This window comes from Actinoplanes regularis (assembly GCF_900188005.1).
In the GTDB taxonomy this organism is placed as follows: Bacteria; Actinomycetota; Actinomycetes; order Mycobacteriales; family Micromonosporaceae; genus Actinoplanes; species Actinoplanes regularis.
Window position 1 is genome coordinate 189,408 of the sequence record NZ_FZNR01000001.1, and the last position, 16,492, is coordinate 205,899.

The following is a 16,492-nucleotide window of genomic DNA, read 5'->3' on the forward strand; positions in this document are numbered from 1 at the left end:
GGGGTCCGGGAGGCCGCCGGCACGTCCTCCCTCGCGGCCCCGCGATCACCGCTATGCGGCGCGGCCGAGTTCGGCGGTCCCGGTTGGGGGCACCGTCTGGGTCATGAACGGGAAGCGCAGCTTACGCATCGCCGCGAGTCCAGCGTCGACGGTCAGACCTGACTTCTCGGCGATGTCGGCGGCAGGTGCCGCGGACGGCGCCCGGAACAGAACAGCGTGCTCATGGCTTGGTTTCAATCAGCATCCTCGGGGTGTGGTCAATCGTGTTTGGCGAGCGGCCACCGCCGCGGGCGGGCGCCTGGATTCAGGTCGCCGGACCCGGAAAGGCCGCTCGGTTTCTTATCGGCTGTCCGGCGGCCTCGCTGAGCCAGTGGGCTGCCGGACAAAGCCGACCTTGGATTGCGCGGAGGTTCGTCGCCTGGGGCCATTCGGGCCCTGGGTGACTTCGAAATCGACGCGCTGATTTTCCTCAGGGCCGCGAAACCCGCTCATCTCGATGGCGGAGAAACGGGCGAACACGTCGTGACGCAAACGCAAAAAGCGCCTGACAGGGCTTGGATACCCAGCAGGCGCCGTTACGTGAAACGCCGAACGGCGGCCCGCTGAACCAGTCGAGCCGCCGTTGGCAGAATGTAGATCAGAGCGGGCGGATGTTCTCCGCCTGCGGACCCTTGTTTCCCTGGGCGATGTCGAACTCCACCTTCTGGTTCTCATCGAGGCTGCGGAAGCCACTCGTCGAGATCGCGGAGAAGTGGGCGAACACGTCCGCTCCGCCGCCGTCCGGCGTGATGAAGCCGAAACCCTTGTCGCCGTTGAACCATTTCACGGTACCTGTAGCCATGACTGCTCCTTCGCAGGCTGTCAGGGGCCGCACGATGCGGCCCCTACGCCGCCGCGTTGATCACCCGCGTCGGAACCGACACGAAAACGAAAAGCGCCCAGAGGGGTTGGATGACCCATCGGGCGCCGAAAACGTCTTAGGAAATCAAAACTGCAACTAGGTCAACCTAGCACGGAATTCACCGTTGGCCTCCGTACGCGACCGATCGAGCAAGTGATTTCACGCACGTCAACAGGCACCTCCTCGTCAACCTGAATCCATCGGACGAGCCGCCGGTTGTCCATACCGGGCTCCTGCTCTTCTTACGCCGCATCGAAACCGACGGACAGCAATCTGTTCTACTTTCGCGGCAAGAGCCGCTCCTCATGGTCGAGTTCACGTTCGAGTACGCGCAGGCCGGTGTCGGGCAGCCGACCGGCGTCGCGCCACCGCAGGAGTTCCTGGCGTTGTGCGTCGATGATGGCGCGGCGAATCCTCGATCCCGCCTCGTACTCGGGTGAGGTTGACGCGGCGTGGCCGCCGGCGGCACGCAGGGTGTCCAGCCTGCTCTGATACCGGCGCAGCCGGACATGGAGCTGCTCCCGCATGTGTTCGATCAATCGAGGATCGGTGTCCAGATCGTCATCGCGAATCTCGGCCAACCTGATCAGCGCCGCGTGGACGGACGCCGAACGGGCTTCGTTGCGCAGTTTCGCCTGATCCGCCTCGCTGGCATGCAGCCGCAGGCGCCGCACCAGCGGGGCGAAGGTCAGGCCCTGTCCGAGGAGGGTGACCAGCACAGCGACGAGTGCGCAGAAGACGAGCAGGGAGCGAAGAGGGAACGGGGTGCCGTCCGCCTTCGTCAGCGGCACGGTGAAGATCGCGGCGAGACTGATCACGCCCCGGGTTCCCGACCAGCTCAGGGCGACGACCTCGCGGCCGGTGAGGGCGTTGGCGGCCCAGCCGCGTCCACGGGCAGTGCCGAGCCGGGTGTGCACCGCCGCCGGCAGCTTGTGGGTCAGCACCAGCCACAGCGGTCGCAGCAGCAGTAGCACGCCGGTGGTCACGGTGACCGCGGGCAGGACGGTGGCGGCGTCGTACTGCTGCAGCCCGTGCAGAATTCGCGGGAGTTGCTGACCGATCAGCAGGAACACGAGTCCCTGCAGGAGGAAGTCGGCGAGGCGCCAGACGGCGCCGGTCTGCAGCCGGCTCTCGCCGTCCACCCAGCGGGGCGCGTCATGTCCGATGATCAGGCCCGTCACCACGACGGCCAGCACTCCGGAGACGTGGAACTGCTCGGCGAGCAGGTACGCCGCGTACGGGGTGGCCAGCGATACCGCATTGGCGGTCAACGGCTCCCTGGCGACGTGGCGGAGCAGCCGCACACCGTACGCGACGACGCCGCCCGCGATGATGCCGCCGGCGGCGGCCAGCAGGAAGTGGCCGACCGCCGCCGACGTGGAGAACCCGTCGCCGGTCTCCGCCGCGACGGCGACGGCGAGCAGGGTGAGTGCCGTGGCGTCGTTGAGCAGACCTTCACCCTGGATGAGGGTGACGAGGCGGACGGGTAGCCCGGAGGTACGGGCGACCGCGAGTGCGGCAACCGGGTCCGGCGGTGCGACGGCTGCGCCGACCGCCACCCCCACCGCCAAGGTGGCCCCGCCGACGAACCAGGCGAACCCGACACCGATGGCCAGCGCCGTGAGCAGGACCAGCAGCACCGACAGGCTGATCACCGTGCCCAGGTTGCGCCGGATGTCCAACAACGAGGAATCCAGTGCGGCGCTGTAGAGCAGCGGCGGAATGACGAAGGCCAGGACGAAGGACGGATTCAGGGCGACGACCGGGACCGGTAGCAGGGAACAGGCGATCCCTGCCAAGGTCAACAGAGCTGCGGCGGGCAGGCCGGTACGGTCCGCGACCCACCCCGCCAGGACAACCACGGCGACGGCGGCCAGCACGAAGGCCAGCACCACGTCTGCACTCATCACCCAATTCTCCCGGAAGAGGGTGATTGGGGCGGCTGCTCAACGCCATACCCGGCATCCTGTGCTGCCCGCCTGAATAAAGATCAACACATCGACCCCTGCCCGCGGAAACGGGTCAAGCCCACCTATCCTCGGGCGGTCTCAAACGGCCGTGCGTCATGGGCCGAGGGTGCCCGGTCAACCGCGACCACAGCGCGGTAGAAGGCTGCGTTCTCGACGCGGTGACTGACCGGGCGTACCCCGTTGGGCGACGCCGGCGTCGTTGGGCGCATTCCCTCTTGGGCGGCGCCTGACCCGGCTTCACCGGTCACACCCGGCTGGTTTCTGGCACCCGGCGCTGCGCCGGGACGGGACCGAGCCGTCCGCCGTCGGTTTCCCATGCTTCTTCGGGTGCGCTACCGGCGGACTCCTGGGTGGCTGATCTGCTGACAGCCAGGAGGATGTTCTGGGCATGGACGAGGTTGGTGGTGGTGGCGGCCAGGATCATCGCCGCGTCGGCGGTGCCGCTTGTGGTGCCGGGTGCGACGACCAGCAGATCGACGCGTTCGTTGCGGGCGCAGATCGCGGTCAGCAGGCTGAGCGGTTGGCTGGCGAAGTATCCCAGCCGGAGCACTCTGCCGTGCACACTGAGGCGGCGGGGGTGGCTGTCCCAGCCCGAAGCCGCCAGCACGAGCCGGGTGACCGGACCGCGGATCTTGTCGATGGCCAGGATCAGGCCGGGTAGTTCGACGACGGGATCGGTGCTGCGTGGCCACCAGGCGCCGTCGAGCAGGGTGCGCCGGGAGCCGGTGGGTTCAAGGCGGAGCCGCGGGACGGACGACGGCGTCGCCGAGACGATGGTCATGCGCGCCTCGGCGGTCGTGACGTTCATGGTCGGCTCCTTTCGCCCGCCGCCGATGTTCACGCGCGGTTCGAAACCGGCGGCGGACTGGTGGGCGGTGTGGTGGTCCTGGAGGTGGTGGTCCACAGGGGTGCCGAACCTCGGGGTATCGAACCCGGGTGCCGGCTTGCGACGCCAGTCCAGTCAGCGGCGGCTGGACAGGCGGTGCAGCTGGGCGATCCGGACCGTGCCGACCACCGTGATCAGAATTGCCGCGCCGACTGCGGCGATCAGCAGCGCCAGGGCCAGCGGCAGGCTACCGCTCATTCCCAAGAAGGCGACCTGCACGCTGCCAGTGTTCTGCAGCATGAAGATGATCAGCACCACGGCCAACAGCGCCGAAGTGCAGAGGCCGAACCACACCGAGCCGGTGCGGGTACGGGGCACGCGATCCGTCATCGGCGCTGCCGGTGCGATGGGCGCAACCTGCGGCGGTGCCGCAGTGGCGACGGGTGCGTTGTAAGCGTGGGACATGGCGTCCCCCTCGCGGTGTTGCCGGCGTGGCGGGCACCTCAGGGTGGATGTCGTCGATCCCGGAATGTCTCCACCCTACGCCTGTTTCAGTCGGACCGGCGCGCCGTGCCGGCCGGGAATCCCCGAACCAAGAAACACCCGTGCGAACGACGACGCGCCTCAGCCGAAGCCCCGCTGCGCGCGACAATGATCGTCGTGGGTGAGCGCAGCGCTCCGCCCGCCTGGTGTTTTGGGCGGCCCGGCAGGGGTAATGTGGAATTGATCGCTCTGGACCTCGGCGGCCTCTCGTCCTCGGCACGCTGCTGGAGCGATCGTGACGGATACCGACATCCCCACCCGCAGCCCAGGTGATTCCACCTGCGTGATCACGGCACCCCGTGGAAGCGCGTATTCCGTATTGTCCCGGCAGGTCAAGCAGGCCGGGCTCCTCGATCGGCGGCCCGGCTACTACACCGCGCTGATCTCTCTCGTCGTGGCCCTCGGGGCCGCCGGGTTCGCCGCCTTGCTGGTGATCGGTAATTCCTGGTGGCAGTTGCTGGTGGCCGGGTACTTCGCGGTTGTCTCCACGCAGCTGGGTTTTCTCGGTCATGACGCGGGGCACCGGCAGATCTTCCGGTCCGTGCGCGGTAACCATCGGCTCGGTGTGGTGCTCGCCAATCTCGGCGTCGGCTTCAGCTACGGCTGGTGGGTGGACAAGCACAACCGTCATCACGCGCATCCCAACGACGAGGACAAGGACCCGGACATCGGCGCGGGTGCGCTGGTCTTCACCACCCGGCAGGCGCAGGCCAGCGGGCGTGTCGCCCGGGCCTTCCATCGCTACCAGGCGTGGATGTTCTTCCCGCTGCTGTCGTTGGAGGCGGTCAGCCTACGGGTCGCCAGCGTGCGATACCTGCTCGCCGACCGGGACCGTTCCCGCATACGCGAGGCGCTGTTGATCGCCCTGCACTTCGTGGCGTGCCTGGCGGTCGTCGTCGTGGTGCTTCCACCCGGCAAGGCACTGGCCTTCGTGGCGATCCACGAGGCGTTGTTCGGGTTGTACCTGGGCTGCTGCTTCGCGCCCAACCACAAGGGCATGCCCACGCTGACCGCCGCCGACAACGCCGACTATCTACGCCGGCAGGTCCTCACATCGCGCAACGTACGGGGCCACTGGCTCACCGACTTCGTCCTTGGCGGCCTCAACTATCAGATCGAGCACCACCTGTTTCCGTCGATGCCGCGGGGCAATCTGCGCCGGGCCCAGCGACTGGTCAAGGACTTCTGCGCGAGCCAGCGCGTGCCGTACCTCGAGACCGGACTGATCTCCTCGTACGCGCAGGCGCTGCGGCACCTCGACACGGTCGGCGGCCGTACCGGCGGTTGATCCGGTGCCGTGGCTGTTGGCGTCCGGGCCGGGCCAGGCCGGACGAACAGGCCAGACGTTTCTCCCGCTCGATGTCACATCCGCGGCCCGGTCGGTGTCTTCATGGCATGACGACCTACCTACCCGGCGGCGCAGGCACCGACACAGGAGAGAACATGCAGCACACGACCCGCATCCCCCCGGCCAAGGTCACCGGCGCCAAGGGAGCGCTGATCAAGTGGATGATCGAAAAGAAGCTGGGCAAGGTGCCGACGGCGGTGGGCGTCTATTGGCACCACCCCAGGGTGCTGTTCGCCAGCTTCGGCCTCGGCGGCAAGGTGCAGAAGTGGGACGCCTGCGACGAGAGCCTGAAGTCGTTCGCCCATATGGCGGTCGCGTCGTTGGTCGGCTGCACGTGGTGCCTGGACTTCCACTACTTCGAGGCACGCAACAAGGGGCTCGACGTGGCGAAGGCGCGCGAGATCCCGCGGTGGCGGGAGGCGGACGTCTTCACCGCACTGGAACGGGACGTCCTGGAGTACGCCGAGGCGATGAGCCAGACACCGCCGACCGTGACCGACGAGCTGGTGGACCGGCTGCACGCCGAGCTGGGACCTCCCGCCGTGGTCGAGCTCACCTCGGTGATCGCATTCGCGAACATGAGCACGCGTGGCAACGTGGCGCTCGGCATCGAATCCGACGGCTTTGCCGCCACGTGCGGCTTGAAGCCGCTGGCCCAGCGACCGGGAGTAGCGTCCGCGTCATGAGCGAGGACCCCTTTGTCGCTCACCGCAGCCTGCTGTTCACCGTCGCCTACGAGATGCTCGGCTCGGTCGCGGACGCCGAGGACGTGGTGCAGGAGACCTGGCTGCGGTGGGCCGCGTTGGTCGACGCCGAGCGCCGCGAGGTCCGGGAGCCTCGGGCGTATCTCGTGCGGATCGCGACCCGGCTCTGCCTGAACCGGCTGCGCACGCTTGCGCGGCAGCGCGAGGAGTACGTGGGCGAGTGGCTGCCCGAGCCCGTGCTGACCAGCCCCGACGTCGCTGAGGACGTCGAGCTTGCGGAGAGCGTGTCGATCGCCATGCTGGCGGTCCTCGAGACGCTGTTACCGACGGAGCGCGCGGTCTTCGTGCTCCGCGAGGTCTTCGACGTGCCGTACGACGAGATCGCCGAGGCGTTGGACAAGTCGCCGGCGGCGGTGCGCCAGATCGCGACGCGAGCCCGCAAGCACGTGGCGGCGCGCCGGCCGCGGATGTCGGTGAGCCGCACCGAGCAGGAGCAGGTGGTCGAGCGTTTCCTCGCCGCTCTGACCACCGGCGACGTGCCCGGACTGCTCAGGGTGCTGGCTCCCGACGTGCTCGTCGTGGGCGACGGCGGCGGTCTGGCCCCGACAATCCCGAAGCCGGTTCGCGGGGCCGCGAAGCTCGCCCCGGTGATGGCCCGCTTCGCCGAGGTCGCGCCCGGTGCCAGGGCTTTCATCGTCGACCTCAACGGCGGTATCGCGGCCCGTATCGACCCCGGCGGGGAGAACGACACGGCCGTGTCGTTCGTCATCGCGGACGGCCGGATCACCCAGATCTACGCGATCCGCAACCCGCACAAGCTGGAACGGTTGGGCGAGGTGGCCGAGCTTCGACGGTGAATCGAGTCGACGCCGCGACCGCCTTACTGCCGGGTTTCGGCCGAACGACCATCATGCTCGCGCCCAAAGTAAGCAGCAAAATAGGAACGGCTCGTTACCGCGAAATCGGTAACGAGCCGTTGACCTGTGAAAACTCTGGTGGGCGATACTGGGATCGAACCAGTGACCTCTTCCGTGTCAAGGAAGCGCGCTCCCGCTGCGCCAATCGCCCTCACGCCGCTCAAACGAACAGCAAGCGAGGTGGAGACGGGATTTGAACCCGTGTACACGGCTTTGCAGGCCGTTGCCTCGCCTCTCGGCCACTCCACCGAGCAGGCCGGTGCCCAATGGAACCGGCAACAGCCTCTCCGAGCGGACGACGGGATTCGAACCCGCGACCCTCACCTTGGCAAGGTGATGCGCTACCAGCTGCGCTACGTCCGCGTTGCCACCCGGTTTCCCTGGCGACGAGAGAAACCTTAGCCGAACCTTCGAACCCATGCCAAAGTGGGTCCCCCTTCGCGCCGGAGAAGGGCCCAGGAAACCCCAGAAACCCCTGGTCGGAGCCGACGGCAGCCAGATCCGCCGGCCCTCGGCGCCCCGAAGACCCTGCGCCGGCCCTCGGCGGCTCCGCGGTGGCGACAGCCCGCGCCGGAGCCCGGCTGGTCGCCAGGAGCACATCAGCGGACCGATACGCCTCTGGCGGCCAGCCGGGTTCCCGGCAGCGTCAGAGGCTCTCGTCCTGGAGGCGGCGGACCTCGGCGATCAACTCCGCCTGGAACGCCGCGACACCGCCGTCCACCACACCGATCCGGTAGTCCGGCCCGGTCTCCGGGTCGTCAGCCCGCTGCGCGTCACGTCGTCCGGCCGAGCCATCGGCGTGGCCGGCGGTGTACGCCAGAAATGATTCTTCCATCGGGGCCTCCTCGAACACGCGCGCCAATCTCGCATAGGTACGGATTCGGGTGGGCCATCCGTTCGAACGATCCCGGCCCGTTGAACGTCCGGCCAGGTCAGGCCGAGGGTCTGGGAGAATCGAGCCAACGGCCGGGACCTGGTTGCCGGTATCGAAAGGGCGACAGGAACCGGTCGCCGGGCTCAGGCGGACGGCCGCAGCCGGATCTCCTTGAAGGCGCGCAGCACGAACGTCGGCCGCTGCGGCGGCTCGGCGGCCAGTTTCAGCTCCGGCATCCGCGCCACCAGCGCGGTCAGCGCCGCCCGCAGTTCCAGTCGGGCGAGCGGGGCGCCGAGGCAGAAGTGCAGGCCGGCGCCGAAGCCCAGGTGCGGGTTCGGGTCCCGGCCGATGTCGAAGACGTCCGGGTCGGTGAAGACCAGCGGATCCCGGTTCGCCGCGCCGAGCAGCGCGGCCACCTCGGCCCCGGCCGGCACGGTCACCCCGCCGATCACCACATCCCTGGCGGCGGTACGGACGAACATGTGCAGGGGAGGGTCGTACCGCAGGAATTCCTCGATCGCGGCCGGGACCAGAGCGCGGTCGGCGACCAGCCGGTCCCATTGTTCGCGGTGGCGCATCAGCGCCACCACCCCGCCGCCGAGCGCGTTCACCGACGCCTCGTGCCCCGCGTTGAGCAGCAGGATCGCGGACGCGACGAGTTCGGGACCGGAGAGTCGATCATCGCTGTCGCGGACCACGACGAGGTGGGTGATCAGGTCGTCGCGCGGCTCGGCCCGGCGGGCCGCCGCGAGATGGCCGAGGTAATCCGCGAACTCCCGGCAGGCGGTGAGCGCGGCCTCCTCATCCGATTTCGTACGGGACACCTCGTACATCCGCACGATCGCCGCCGACCAGGGCCGCAGCCGGTGCCGATCCGCCTCGGGAACGCCGAGCAGCTCCGCGATCACGGTCACCGCGAGTGGCTCGGCAAGCTCCGTGAGCAGGTCGAACTCCGGCCCGACGCGGTCCAGTAGAGCGTCCGCCGCGGCGGCGATCGACGGCCCGAGCCGCTCCACGTGACCACGCCCGAAGGCCTGTGCCACCAGCGTCCGCAGCCGGGTGTGCACCGGCGGCTCGTTCTCCATCATCTGGTTGCGGTGCAGCGTGTTGAACGGCTCCCAGACCTCGGCCGGTTCCCGGTCCGTCCAGAACCGGCCCAGCCGCCGGTCCCGCAGGACCGCGCTCGCCTCGGCGTGCCCCGCGGCCAGCCACCGCCCGGTCGGCTCGTGCCAGCCGATCGGAGTCCGTGACCGCAGCCGGGCGAGGGCCGGGTACGGATCGATCAGGAACTCCGGGTCCCCGAAGTCGAGCACCGCCCGCGGCCCCCGCCCGTCAGCCATGACGGACCCTCGGCCGGTTCCACCACAACGACAGTCCCACGCCGGTGACCACCAGCAGCGCCCCGGCCAGCACGAACCAGAAGCTGATCTCGACGTTCTCCTTGTGCAGGCCGATCTCCTTGGGCAGGTCGCCGAGCACGCCGTTCAACTCGTCGGCGTCCTGCGCCTTGAAGTACCGGCCGCCGGTCAGGTCCGCCACCCGGGTCAGCGCCTCCTCGTCGATCTCCTGGACCCGGCCGCGGCCTCCGCCACCGAACCCGCCACCGCCGAACCCGCCGCCCATGAACGTGTCCCCGCTGAGCTGGTCGGCGGTGCAGATCATCTGGGACGGCTCGGTGGTGCCGAAGCCGATCGTGAAGACCCGCACCCGGCGGGCCGCTGCCTGCTCGGCCGCGGTGACCGGGTCGACGCCGGTGGTGTTCGAGCCGTCGGTGAGCACCACGATGGTGTCCGGCTCGTAGTCGCCGGCCACGCCCGGCGCGGCGTCGCCCAGGTCCGCCCCGGTCCCCGCGACGTCCGGGTTCGTCTCCGCGATGGCGTCGAGCGAGGTGAGGATCGCCTGCCCGATCGCGGTGCCGCGGGCGGTCCGCAGGGTGTCGATCGCGTCGGTCAGCTTGTCCTTGTCGGTGGTCGGGGTGACCAGCAACCCGGCGATCCCGGAGAACGCGACCAGGCCGATCTTCGTGCCGTCGCTCTGCGACCTGACGAACTCGCGGGCCGCCTCGGTCGCGGCGGCGAGCCGGTTCGGTTCGACGTCGGTGCTGCACATCGAGCCGGAGACGTCGATGGCCAGCAGGATCGAGGTGTTGTTGGACGGCACCGCGACCCTGGCCTGCGGCCGGGCCAGGCCGGCGGCCAGGGCCAGCAGGCCGGCCAGGAAGAGCAGGACCGGGAGGCGGCGGCGCCAGGCGGACCTTCCGGGCAGCGCGGCCCGGATCAGCGCCACGCTGGAGACGGTCACCGCGGTCCGCTTCCGGCGGCGGTTCAACCACCAACGGACCAGCAACAGCAGCGGTACGACCAGGAGTGCCGCCAACGCCCACGGCCAGTGGAACGACATCACACGATCCTCCCGTGCCAGCGTGTGCCGAGCAGGCCGCCGAGCGCCAGCAGGAGCAGCGCGGCCCCGGCGAACGGCCCGGTCAGCTCCAGCGGCTCCTTCTTCATGGTCAGCCTGAGATCGATCGACCCGGTGGTGTCGCTGAGCGTGCCGGCGTCCCCGGCCGCGTGGTAGGCCCCGCCGGTGACCTGCGCGATCGTGCTCATCGTGCGCTCGTCCAGCGCGGTGTTCAGCTGGTAGCCGTCCACCTCGACGGTCGCGCCCCCGGCGGTGCCGACGCCGACGGTCTGGATCCGCACTCCGGCCGCGGCGGCCAGCTCGGCGGCGGCCTCCACGTCCGGCCCGCCGGTGTTCTCGCCGTCGGAGAAGACCACGATCGTCGCCGACGGCCAGTATCCGAGCGCGCTGGTGTCCGGGGTGGCACCGTTCTGCGGCAGGCTCACCGGTTTGCCGGTGATGTTGCTCAGCCCGACCAGGATGGCCTGGCCGAGCGAGGTGCCGCCGCCGGCTTTCACCCGGGCGATCGCGGCGGCCGCGGCGGGGTGGTCGTCGGTCGGCGCCTGGGTGAGCAGCGCCTGATCGCCGAAGACCAGCACACCGACGTCCACGGTGTCCGGTTGCCGGTCGACGAACTCGGTGGCGGCGGCCTGGGCCGCGGCGAGGCGGGTCGGGGCGACGTCGGTGGCGGCCATGCTGTTGGAGACGTCGAAGGCGAGCAGCACGGTGCCGGCGACCCGCGGGACGGTGACCTGGGCCTGTGGGCGGGCGAGACCCACGAGCAGGATCGGCAGGGCGCCGAGCAGGAGGGCGTACGGCAGATGGCGCCGCAGGCTCCCACCGATCAGCGTGCCGAAGCCGGCGGCCTCGAGCGCCGCGGCCCGGCGTCGTTGCAGCGCGACGTAGGCGGCGACCGCGCCGCCGGTGAGCAGCACGGCCAGGACCAGGACGTACGGATACAGGAAGCTCATCGGCGGCCCCGTCCGGAGGTGTGTACCAGGTCCACGAGCGCGGCGAGCAGGTCCTGGTCGGTGGTGATCCGGTGGGCGCCGACCCCGGCCCGCCGCATCGCGTCGGCGAGTTCCGCCTCACGGGCGTCGACCTGGCCGGCGAGGCGGCCGCGCAGCAGCGGGTCACTGGTGTCGACCAGGATCTGCTCACCGGTCTCGGCGTCCTCGACCAGGATCACGCCGAGGTCGGGCAGGTCCAGTTCGGCGGGGTCGACGACCCGGATGACCACCACCTCGTGCCGGTGGGTGAGCATGCCGAGCGGGCGGTCCCAGCCCGGCTCGCCGATGAAGTCGGACATCACGAAGATCAGGCCGCGCCGTTTCGCGGTGGTCATCGCGGCGAGCCGCAGCATCGCGGAGAGATCCGTGGTGGCGGGCGCCCGCTTCGCCCCGCGGGTCCGCCCCGTCGGGGCCTTGACCGGTGGTTTCAGCAGCTCGTGAGCGATCCGAAGAATCTGGTCGCGGCCGGTACGCGGCGGGACGATCCGGTGCGCGGCGTTGTCGAAGAGGATCGCGCCGACCCGGTTGCCACCCTGTGACACCACCCGCGCCAGGCTCACCGCCAGCTCCGTCGCGACCGAGTCCTTCCCCTCGTGCCCGCCGAACCGCATCGACGCCGACTTGTCGACCACCAGCCACGCGGTGACCTCGCGGTCCTCCGTGTACTTGCGGACGAACGGCTCGTCCAGCCGGGCGGTGACGTTCCAGTCGATGTGCCGGACGTCGTCCTCCGGCGTGTAGGCGCGCAGGTCGGTGAAGTCGATGCCGGCGCCGTGCCAGACCGTGCGGTAGGCGCCCTGCAACCGCCCGTCGAGGCGGCGGCCGAGCCGCCACTCCAGGCGCCGCAGCAGGCGGTCGGCGGGTGTCGGCATGGTTCAGCGGCCCCGGCCGGTGGGCTCCGGGAACTGCAGGTTCGCCAGGATCTTGGAGAGGATCAGGTCGGCGGTGACGTCGTCGGAGAGCGCCTCGTAGGAGAGCACCATCCGGTGCCGCAGCACGTCCAGGGCCAGGTCGGAGAGGTCCTCGGGGACGGCGTACTCCCGGCCCCGGAGGTACGCCAGGGCGCGGGCGGCCAGGACGAGGCTGATCGAGGAGCGTGGGCTGGCGCCGAACGTCACGTACCGCGAGAGTTCGGTCAGGCCGACCCGGGCGGGGTCGCGCGACGCGTTGGCCAGCTGCACGGCGAACTCGATCAGGGACGGGTCGACGTACACCTGGTCGGCGGCCTGTTGCAGGCCGACCAGGGTCTCCGGGTCGATGATCCGCTGGAGCACGGCGGCCGGCGCGAGCGCCCGCTCCACCACCACGAACTCCTCGGTGGGGCTCGGGTAGCCGATCACGACCTTCATCATGAACCGGTCCACCTGGGCCTCGGGCAACGGATAGACGCCCTCGTTCTCGATCGGGTTCTGGGTGGCCATGACCAGGAACGGGTCGGGCAGCTTGTGGGTCTCCCGGCCGATCGTGACCTGCCGCTCCTGCATGGTCTCCAGCAGCGCGCTCTGCACCTTGGCCGGCGCCCGGTTGATCTCGTCGGCCAGCAGCAGGTTGGTGAAGACCGGCCCGAGCTGCACCTGGAACTCGCCGCTCGGCTGGTGGTAGATCCGGGTGCCGACGATGTCCGCGGGCACCAGGTCGGGGGTGAACTGGACCCGGTGGAAGTCCCCGCCGATCGCCTCCGCCAGCGACTTCACCGCGAGCGTCTTGGCCAGGCCGGGGACACCCTCGACCAGGATGTGACCGCGGGCGAGCAGGGCCACGATCAGGCGCTCGAGCAGGAGGTCCTGACCCACGATGGTCTTCTTGACCTCGTAGAGCACCTTCTCGATCGGCCCGGCGGCGGCCGGCGGAGCGTCGGTCCAGGTCATGTGTCCGTCCTCAGGTCGTGATTGTGCTTCTTCACAGTGGCGGCGCCCGGCCGCCGCCGTCCTCGTCTCCGCCCAGAGCGGCACCGATCGGGACGGCGAAACCGATGCCGATGAAGGTGCCCGCCGCCGTCGGGTTGGCCAGCGCCACCACGATGCCGACCACCTGACCCCGGTCGTTGACCAGCGGGCCGCCGGAGTTGCCCGGGTTGACCGCGGCGTCGAACTGGATGAGCCCGGAGATGTCGTCCTGCTCGGCCCGGGTCAGCTTCCGGTTCAGCCCGGAGACGACGCCGCTGCTGGTGGAGTCGACCAGGCCCAGCGGATTGCCGATCGCCACGACCGTGTCGCCGACCCGCACCCCACCGCCGAGCACCGCCGGGACAAGCGTCTCCGGCAGCTTCGCCGGGGTCAGCGTGGCGATGTCCAGCTTCGCGTTCCGGCTGGTGACCTGGGCCGTGGTGGAGGTGCCGTCGGCGTACGTCAGCTTGATCGTCTCGGCGCCGTCGACGACGTGATCGGCGGTCATCACGCTGCCGTCCGCGTTGGCGATCACCCCGGTGCCGGTGGCCGACTCCAGTGCCTTCTTCGCGTCGTGGCCGGTGGTCTGGATCAGCACCACGGACGGCAGCAACGTCTGGTAGATCTCGGGGACCGTGAGCGGTGTCCTGGAGCCGGACGGCGCCGGTCTGGGCGTCGCGGTCCGCGCGGAACTCTGGCCGCCACCGCGGGTGAACGCCACCACGGTGATCACCACGGCCCAGACCGCGACCAGGGCGATCAGCGCCTTGCGGCGCCGGTCCGGAGTGTTCCACCGGGCCATCGCGCTGGGGCTCGGCTCCCGCGGGGAGGGCTCGGGAGGTTCGGAGCCGTCCGGCCGGAGCACGGTCATCACGACACGACCGCCACACTCAGCATTACTTGACCCTAAGAGCGGTTCCTAAGAATTCCCCGTGAGTCCACTAATGGTTTCCGGTACGCGAGATCGCCCATAAGCCACCAAAGCTGGCATCCGGTCGTCTTCTGCCCGGCTTCCGCCCGCCGGCGCGGGCTTTCCGTCTTCGCTTCCATGATTGACAGGAGACGCTCACATCGGGGACAGGGGCCGCACAAGGCGGGTGGCAACTATTTCGGCACACCAAGTGACGAGGAGTCGCCGAGATGAGTCAGTACGAAGCAGCCGGAACGCCCACGACGGCACCCGACGAGGCCGGCACCCTGCGGACCCTTCCGCCGCGGGACCAGTGGTCCGCACCCACCGCCGTCCAGTCCGAGCCCGCCGAGCCGGTCCATACCGCGCCGGAATGGACCCGGACCGGCCCGGTCCTGGACGTCAGCAGTACTCCCGCGGCCGCCCCGCCCGGTGCGACATCGAGCCGGCCGGCGGGTGGGCCCTGGAAGCCGCCGACGCCGGCGGAGGCGAAAGCCCGCAAGCCCCGCAGCCCGAAGACCATCCTGATCGCCGCCGTGCTCGCCACCGCGGTGGCCAGCTCCGGCATCACCGCCGGGATCATGACGGCCGTGGGTGGTTCCTCGACCCCGGCCGGCGTCACCCAGCAGGGCGGGCCCGGTGGTGGCGGGATGCCGGGCGGTGGCGGGATGCCCGGCGGTGGCGGGATGCCCGGCGGTGGCGGCTTCGGTGGCGACCCGGGCGGCCAGGACGGCCAGTCCGGCACGACCGGTCAGGACGGAATGACCGACCAGAACGGCACGACCGACCAGAACCAGGGAACCGTCCAGAGCGGAACGACCGGCACCTGAGATACCGGGAGCCCGGAGAGCTCGACGGTCCGGTCCGGACCCCGGCTTCCCGGGACCTGACGACTGTGGGCGCGCCGGATCGGCGCGCCCACAGTCGTACCGGAAGATCGGGCTTCAGGCGCCGTTGACCTCGGCGAGGTAGGCGGCGGCCTTCTCCGGGTCGACGAACCAGTTGAGCAGGTCGTTGGGGTCGTTGAAGCCGGCCGCGAAGCGGCGGGCGATCTCCACGTTCTGCGAGGAGGCGCCGAGCAACTGCTGCACGTGCGGCGGGAGCGGCTGGAGCATGGCGTTGGTCCACCCGGTCACCGCCTGGCCGTGCGCGGTCCAGAACGCCTCGAACGTGTCGGTCATCCACCGCTCGTCGAACGGCTGGTCGCCGCGCTCCAGGATGGCCCGCAGGTAGTGACTCGCGGCCTTGGCCGCGGTGTTGCTGCCCTGGCCGGTGATCGGATCGTTGGCGATGACCACGTCAGCGAGGCCGAGCGCCGTGCCGCCGCCGGGCAGGTGGCCGACCGGCCGCCGGACGGTCGGCGTGTAGCGGCCGTGCAGGGTGGCCTTGGCGTCGGTGAGCCGCACGTTCCCGGCCCGCGCGGCGACCCAGGGCAGGTACTCGCGGATCAGCTCGAGGGTGATCTCCAGGTGCTCCTCGGGGGCCATCCGGCCGGTGTGACCGGCCCAGCGGTCCAGCGGGCCGCCCGGGATCGCCTCCCAGAAGAGGATGTCGCACGGACCGGTGTGGGTCAGGGCCGGGATCACGAACAGCTCGCCCAGGCCCGGCAGGGCGTGGAAACCGACGTGCGGCTCCGGCCACTCCGGGTCCGGCTCCAGACCATGGACGTACGCCACGGCGAGGCCCCGCTGCGGCTCGGTGTAGGGCGAGCGGGCCGGGTCCCGGTCGAACATCGCGACCAGGTCGCCCTTGCCCGCCGCGACCACGGTCAGGTCGTACCGGCCGAGCTGGGTGATCGCGTCGAGGTCCTGGGTGGTGACCGCGTTGTAGATCACCTCGACGCCGCGCTCCTCGGCGTCCTCCAGCCAGCGGGCCATCTTGATCCGCTGGTCGGTGGACTGGGCCGGGCGCTCCAGGGGCGCGTTGAACGCCAGCGCCAACTGGCCCTTCTCGACGGAGAGCTGGGGGCGCAGGCCGTGGATCGGCGGCGTCTGCTCCTCCCAGTGGTTCAGCCCGTACGCCCGCTCGGTGCCCAGCGCCAGGTCGAACATCGCCTGGGTGGAGGTCGGCCAGCCGGTCCGGATCTCCTCCGGGGTCCGCGCCGACATGAGGGTGACCTCATAGCCCTCGGCCCGCAGCCCGAGAGCGAGCTGAAGGCCGGCCTGACCGGCCCCGACAATAAGGATCTTGCGCAAAATACCGCCTC

At 70.1% G+C, this 16,492-nt stretch carries 17 protein-coding genes, 3 tRNA genes and 1 pseudogene; 4 read left to right on the top strand and 17 right to left on the bottom strand.

The window, feature by feature from the left end; genetic code table 11:
- Positions 1–51: 51 nt before the first annotated feature.
- The 6 genes and pseudogenes from CHC09_RS44865 to CHC09_RS00850 form a co-directional block, all read right to left on the bottom strand.
- Complete coding sequence (locus CHC09_RS44865) at positions 52–237, bottom strand: hypothetical protein (protein ID WP_143232171.1); 186 nt, start codon at positions 235–237, stop codon at positions 52–54.
- A gap of 180 nt (positions 238–417) precedes the next feature.
- A pseudogene (locus CHC09_RS47335) lies at positions 418–522 on the bottom strand (cold-shock protein); the annotation flags it as partial.
- A 115-nt stretch (positions 523–637) separates the two neighbouring features.
- Positions 638–841, bottom strand: coding sequence for a cold-shock protein (locus tag CHC09_RS00835; protein WP_089290997.1), 204 nt, complete (start codon positions 839–841; stop codon positions 638–640).
- Positions 842–1,179: 338 nt separating this feature from the next.
- Complete coding sequence (locus CHC09_RS00840) at positions 1,180–2,808, bottom strand: Na+/H+ antiporter (protein WP_089290998.1); 1,629 nt, start codon at positions 2,806–2,808, stop codon at positions 1,180–1,182.
- 307 nt (positions 2,809–3,115) lie between these two features.
- Complete coding sequence (locus CHC09_RS00845; RefSeq protein WP_143232172.1) at positions 3,116–3,679, bottom strand: DUF5994 family protein; 564 nt, start codon at positions 3,677–3,679, stop codon at positions 3,116–3,118.
- 153 nt (positions 3,680–3,832) lie between these two features.
- Entirely contained in the window at positions 3,833–4,162 is a 330-nt protein-coding gene (locus CHC09_RS00850; protein WP_089291000.1) for a LapA family protein, read from the bottom strand.
- Positions 4,163–4,523: 361 nt separating this feature from the next.
- Here CHC09_RS00850 and CHC09_RS00855 point away from each other — a divergent pair, with 361 nt between their 5' ends.
- From CHC09_RS00855 to CHC09_RS00865, 3 genes are all read left to right on the top strand, one after another.
- Complete coding sequence (locus CHC09_RS00855; RefSeq protein ID WP_089291001.1) at positions 4,524–5,528, top strand: acyl-CoA desaturase; 1,005 nt, start codon at positions 4,524–4,526, stop codon at positions 5,526–5,528.
- A 155-nt stretch (positions 5,529–5,683) separates the two neighbouring features.
- A complete protein-coding gene (locus tag CHC09_RS00860) occupies positions 5,684–6,274 on the top strand; it encodes a carboxymuconolactone decarboxylase family protein (protein WP_089291780.1) in 591 nt (196 codons plus the stop codon).
- Complete coding sequence (locus CHC09_RS00865; RefSeq protein WP_089291002.1) at positions 6,271–7,149, top strand: RNA polymerase sigma-70 factor; 879 nt, start codon at positions 6,271–6,273, stop codon at positions 7,147–7,149. The genes CHC09_RS00860 and CHC09_RS00865 overlap by 4 nt, the downstream gene beginning before the upstream one ends.
- 136 nt (positions 7,150–7,285) lie before the next feature.
- On the opposite strand, the gene CHC09_RS00870 is transcribed toward CHC09_RS00865, so the two are convergent.
- From CHC09_RS00870 to CHC09_RS00915, 10 genes are all read right to left on the bottom strand, one after another.
- Positions 7,286–7,360, bottom strand: a tRNA-Val gene (locus CHC09_RS00870).
- Positions 7,361–7,387: 27 nt separating this feature from the next.
- Positions 7,388–7,458, bottom strand: a tRNA-Cys gene (locus tag CHC09_RS00875).
- A 41-nt stretch (positions 7,459–7,499) separates the two neighbouring features.
- Positions 7,500–7,572 (bottom strand) — tRNA-Gly (locus CHC09_RS00880).
- A 283-nt stretch (positions 7,573–7,855) separates the two neighbouring features.
- Positions 7,856–8,044 (bottom strand): hypothetical protein, encoded by a 189-nt coding sequence (locus CHC09_RS00885; protein ID WP_089291781.1) that lies wholly within the window; start codon positions 8,042–8,044, stop codon positions 7,856–7,858.
- 182 nt (positions 8,045–8,226) lie between these two features.
- Positions 8,227–9,423, bottom strand: a complete 1,197-nt coding sequence (locus CHC09_RS00890) for a cytochrome P450 (protein WP_179276906.1) — start codon at positions 9,421–9,423, stop codon at positions 8,227–8,229.
- The gene (locus tag CHC09_RS00895; protein WP_089291003.1) at positions 9,416–10,483 is read right to left on the bottom strand and encodes a VWA domain-containing protein; all 1,068 of its coding nucleotides are present in this window, start codon (positions 10,481–10,483) and stop codon (positions 9,416–9,418) included. Before CHC09_RS00895 ends, CHC09_RS00890 begins: the two co-directional genes overlap by 8 nt.
- Positions 10,483–11,451: a VWA domain-containing protein gene (locus CHC09_RS00900; protein WP_089291004.1), complete on the bottom strand. Its 969-nt coding sequence runs from the start codon at positions 11,449–11,451 to the stop codon at positions 10,483–10,485. The genes CHC09_RS00895 and CHC09_RS00900 overlap by 1 nt, the downstream gene beginning before the upstream one ends.
- Entirely contained in the window at positions 11,448–12,362 is a 915-nt protein-coding gene (locus CHC09_RS00905; RefSeq protein WP_089291005.1) for a DUF58 domain-containing protein, read from the bottom strand. The genes CHC09_RS00900 and CHC09_RS00905 overlap by 4 nt, the downstream gene beginning before the upstream one ends.
- Positions 12,363–12,365: 3 nt before the next feature.
- Positions 12,366–13,358, bottom strand: coding sequence for an AAA family ATPase (locus CHC09_RS00910; protein ID WP_089291006.1), 993 nt, complete (start codon positions 13,356–13,358; stop codon positions 12,366–12,368).
- A 31-nt stretch (positions 13,359–13,389) separates the two neighbouring features.
- On the bottom strand, positions 13,390–14,247 hold the full coding sequence (locus tag CHC09_RS00915; RefSeq protein WP_089291007.1) for a S1C family serine protease: 858 nt from the start codon (positions 14,245–14,247) through the stop codon (positions 13,390–13,392).
- A gap of 269 nt (positions 14,248–14,516) precedes the next feature.
- On the opposite strand from CHC09_RS00915, the gene CHC09_RS46055 reads away from it, so the two are divergent.
- The gene (locus CHC09_RS46055) at positions 14,517–15,116 is read left to right on the top strand and encodes a hypothetical protein (protein WP_179276907.1); all 600 of its coding nucleotides are present in this window, start codon (positions 14,517–14,519) and stop codon (positions 15,114–15,116) included.
- 114 nt (positions 15,117–15,230) lie between these two features.
- Here the strand turns inward: CHC09_RS46055 and CHC09_RS00925 are convergent, their stop codons facing one another.
- Positions 15,231–16,481 carry a styrene monooxygenase/indole monooxygenase family protein gene (locus CHC09_RS00925; protein ID WP_089291009.1) on the bottom strand — a complete coding sequence of 417 codons (1,251 nt, stop codon included), beginning with the start codon at positions 16,479–16,481 and terminating at the stop codon, positions 15,231–15,233.
- Between the last annotated feature and the right edge of the window lie 11 nt (positions 16,482–16,492).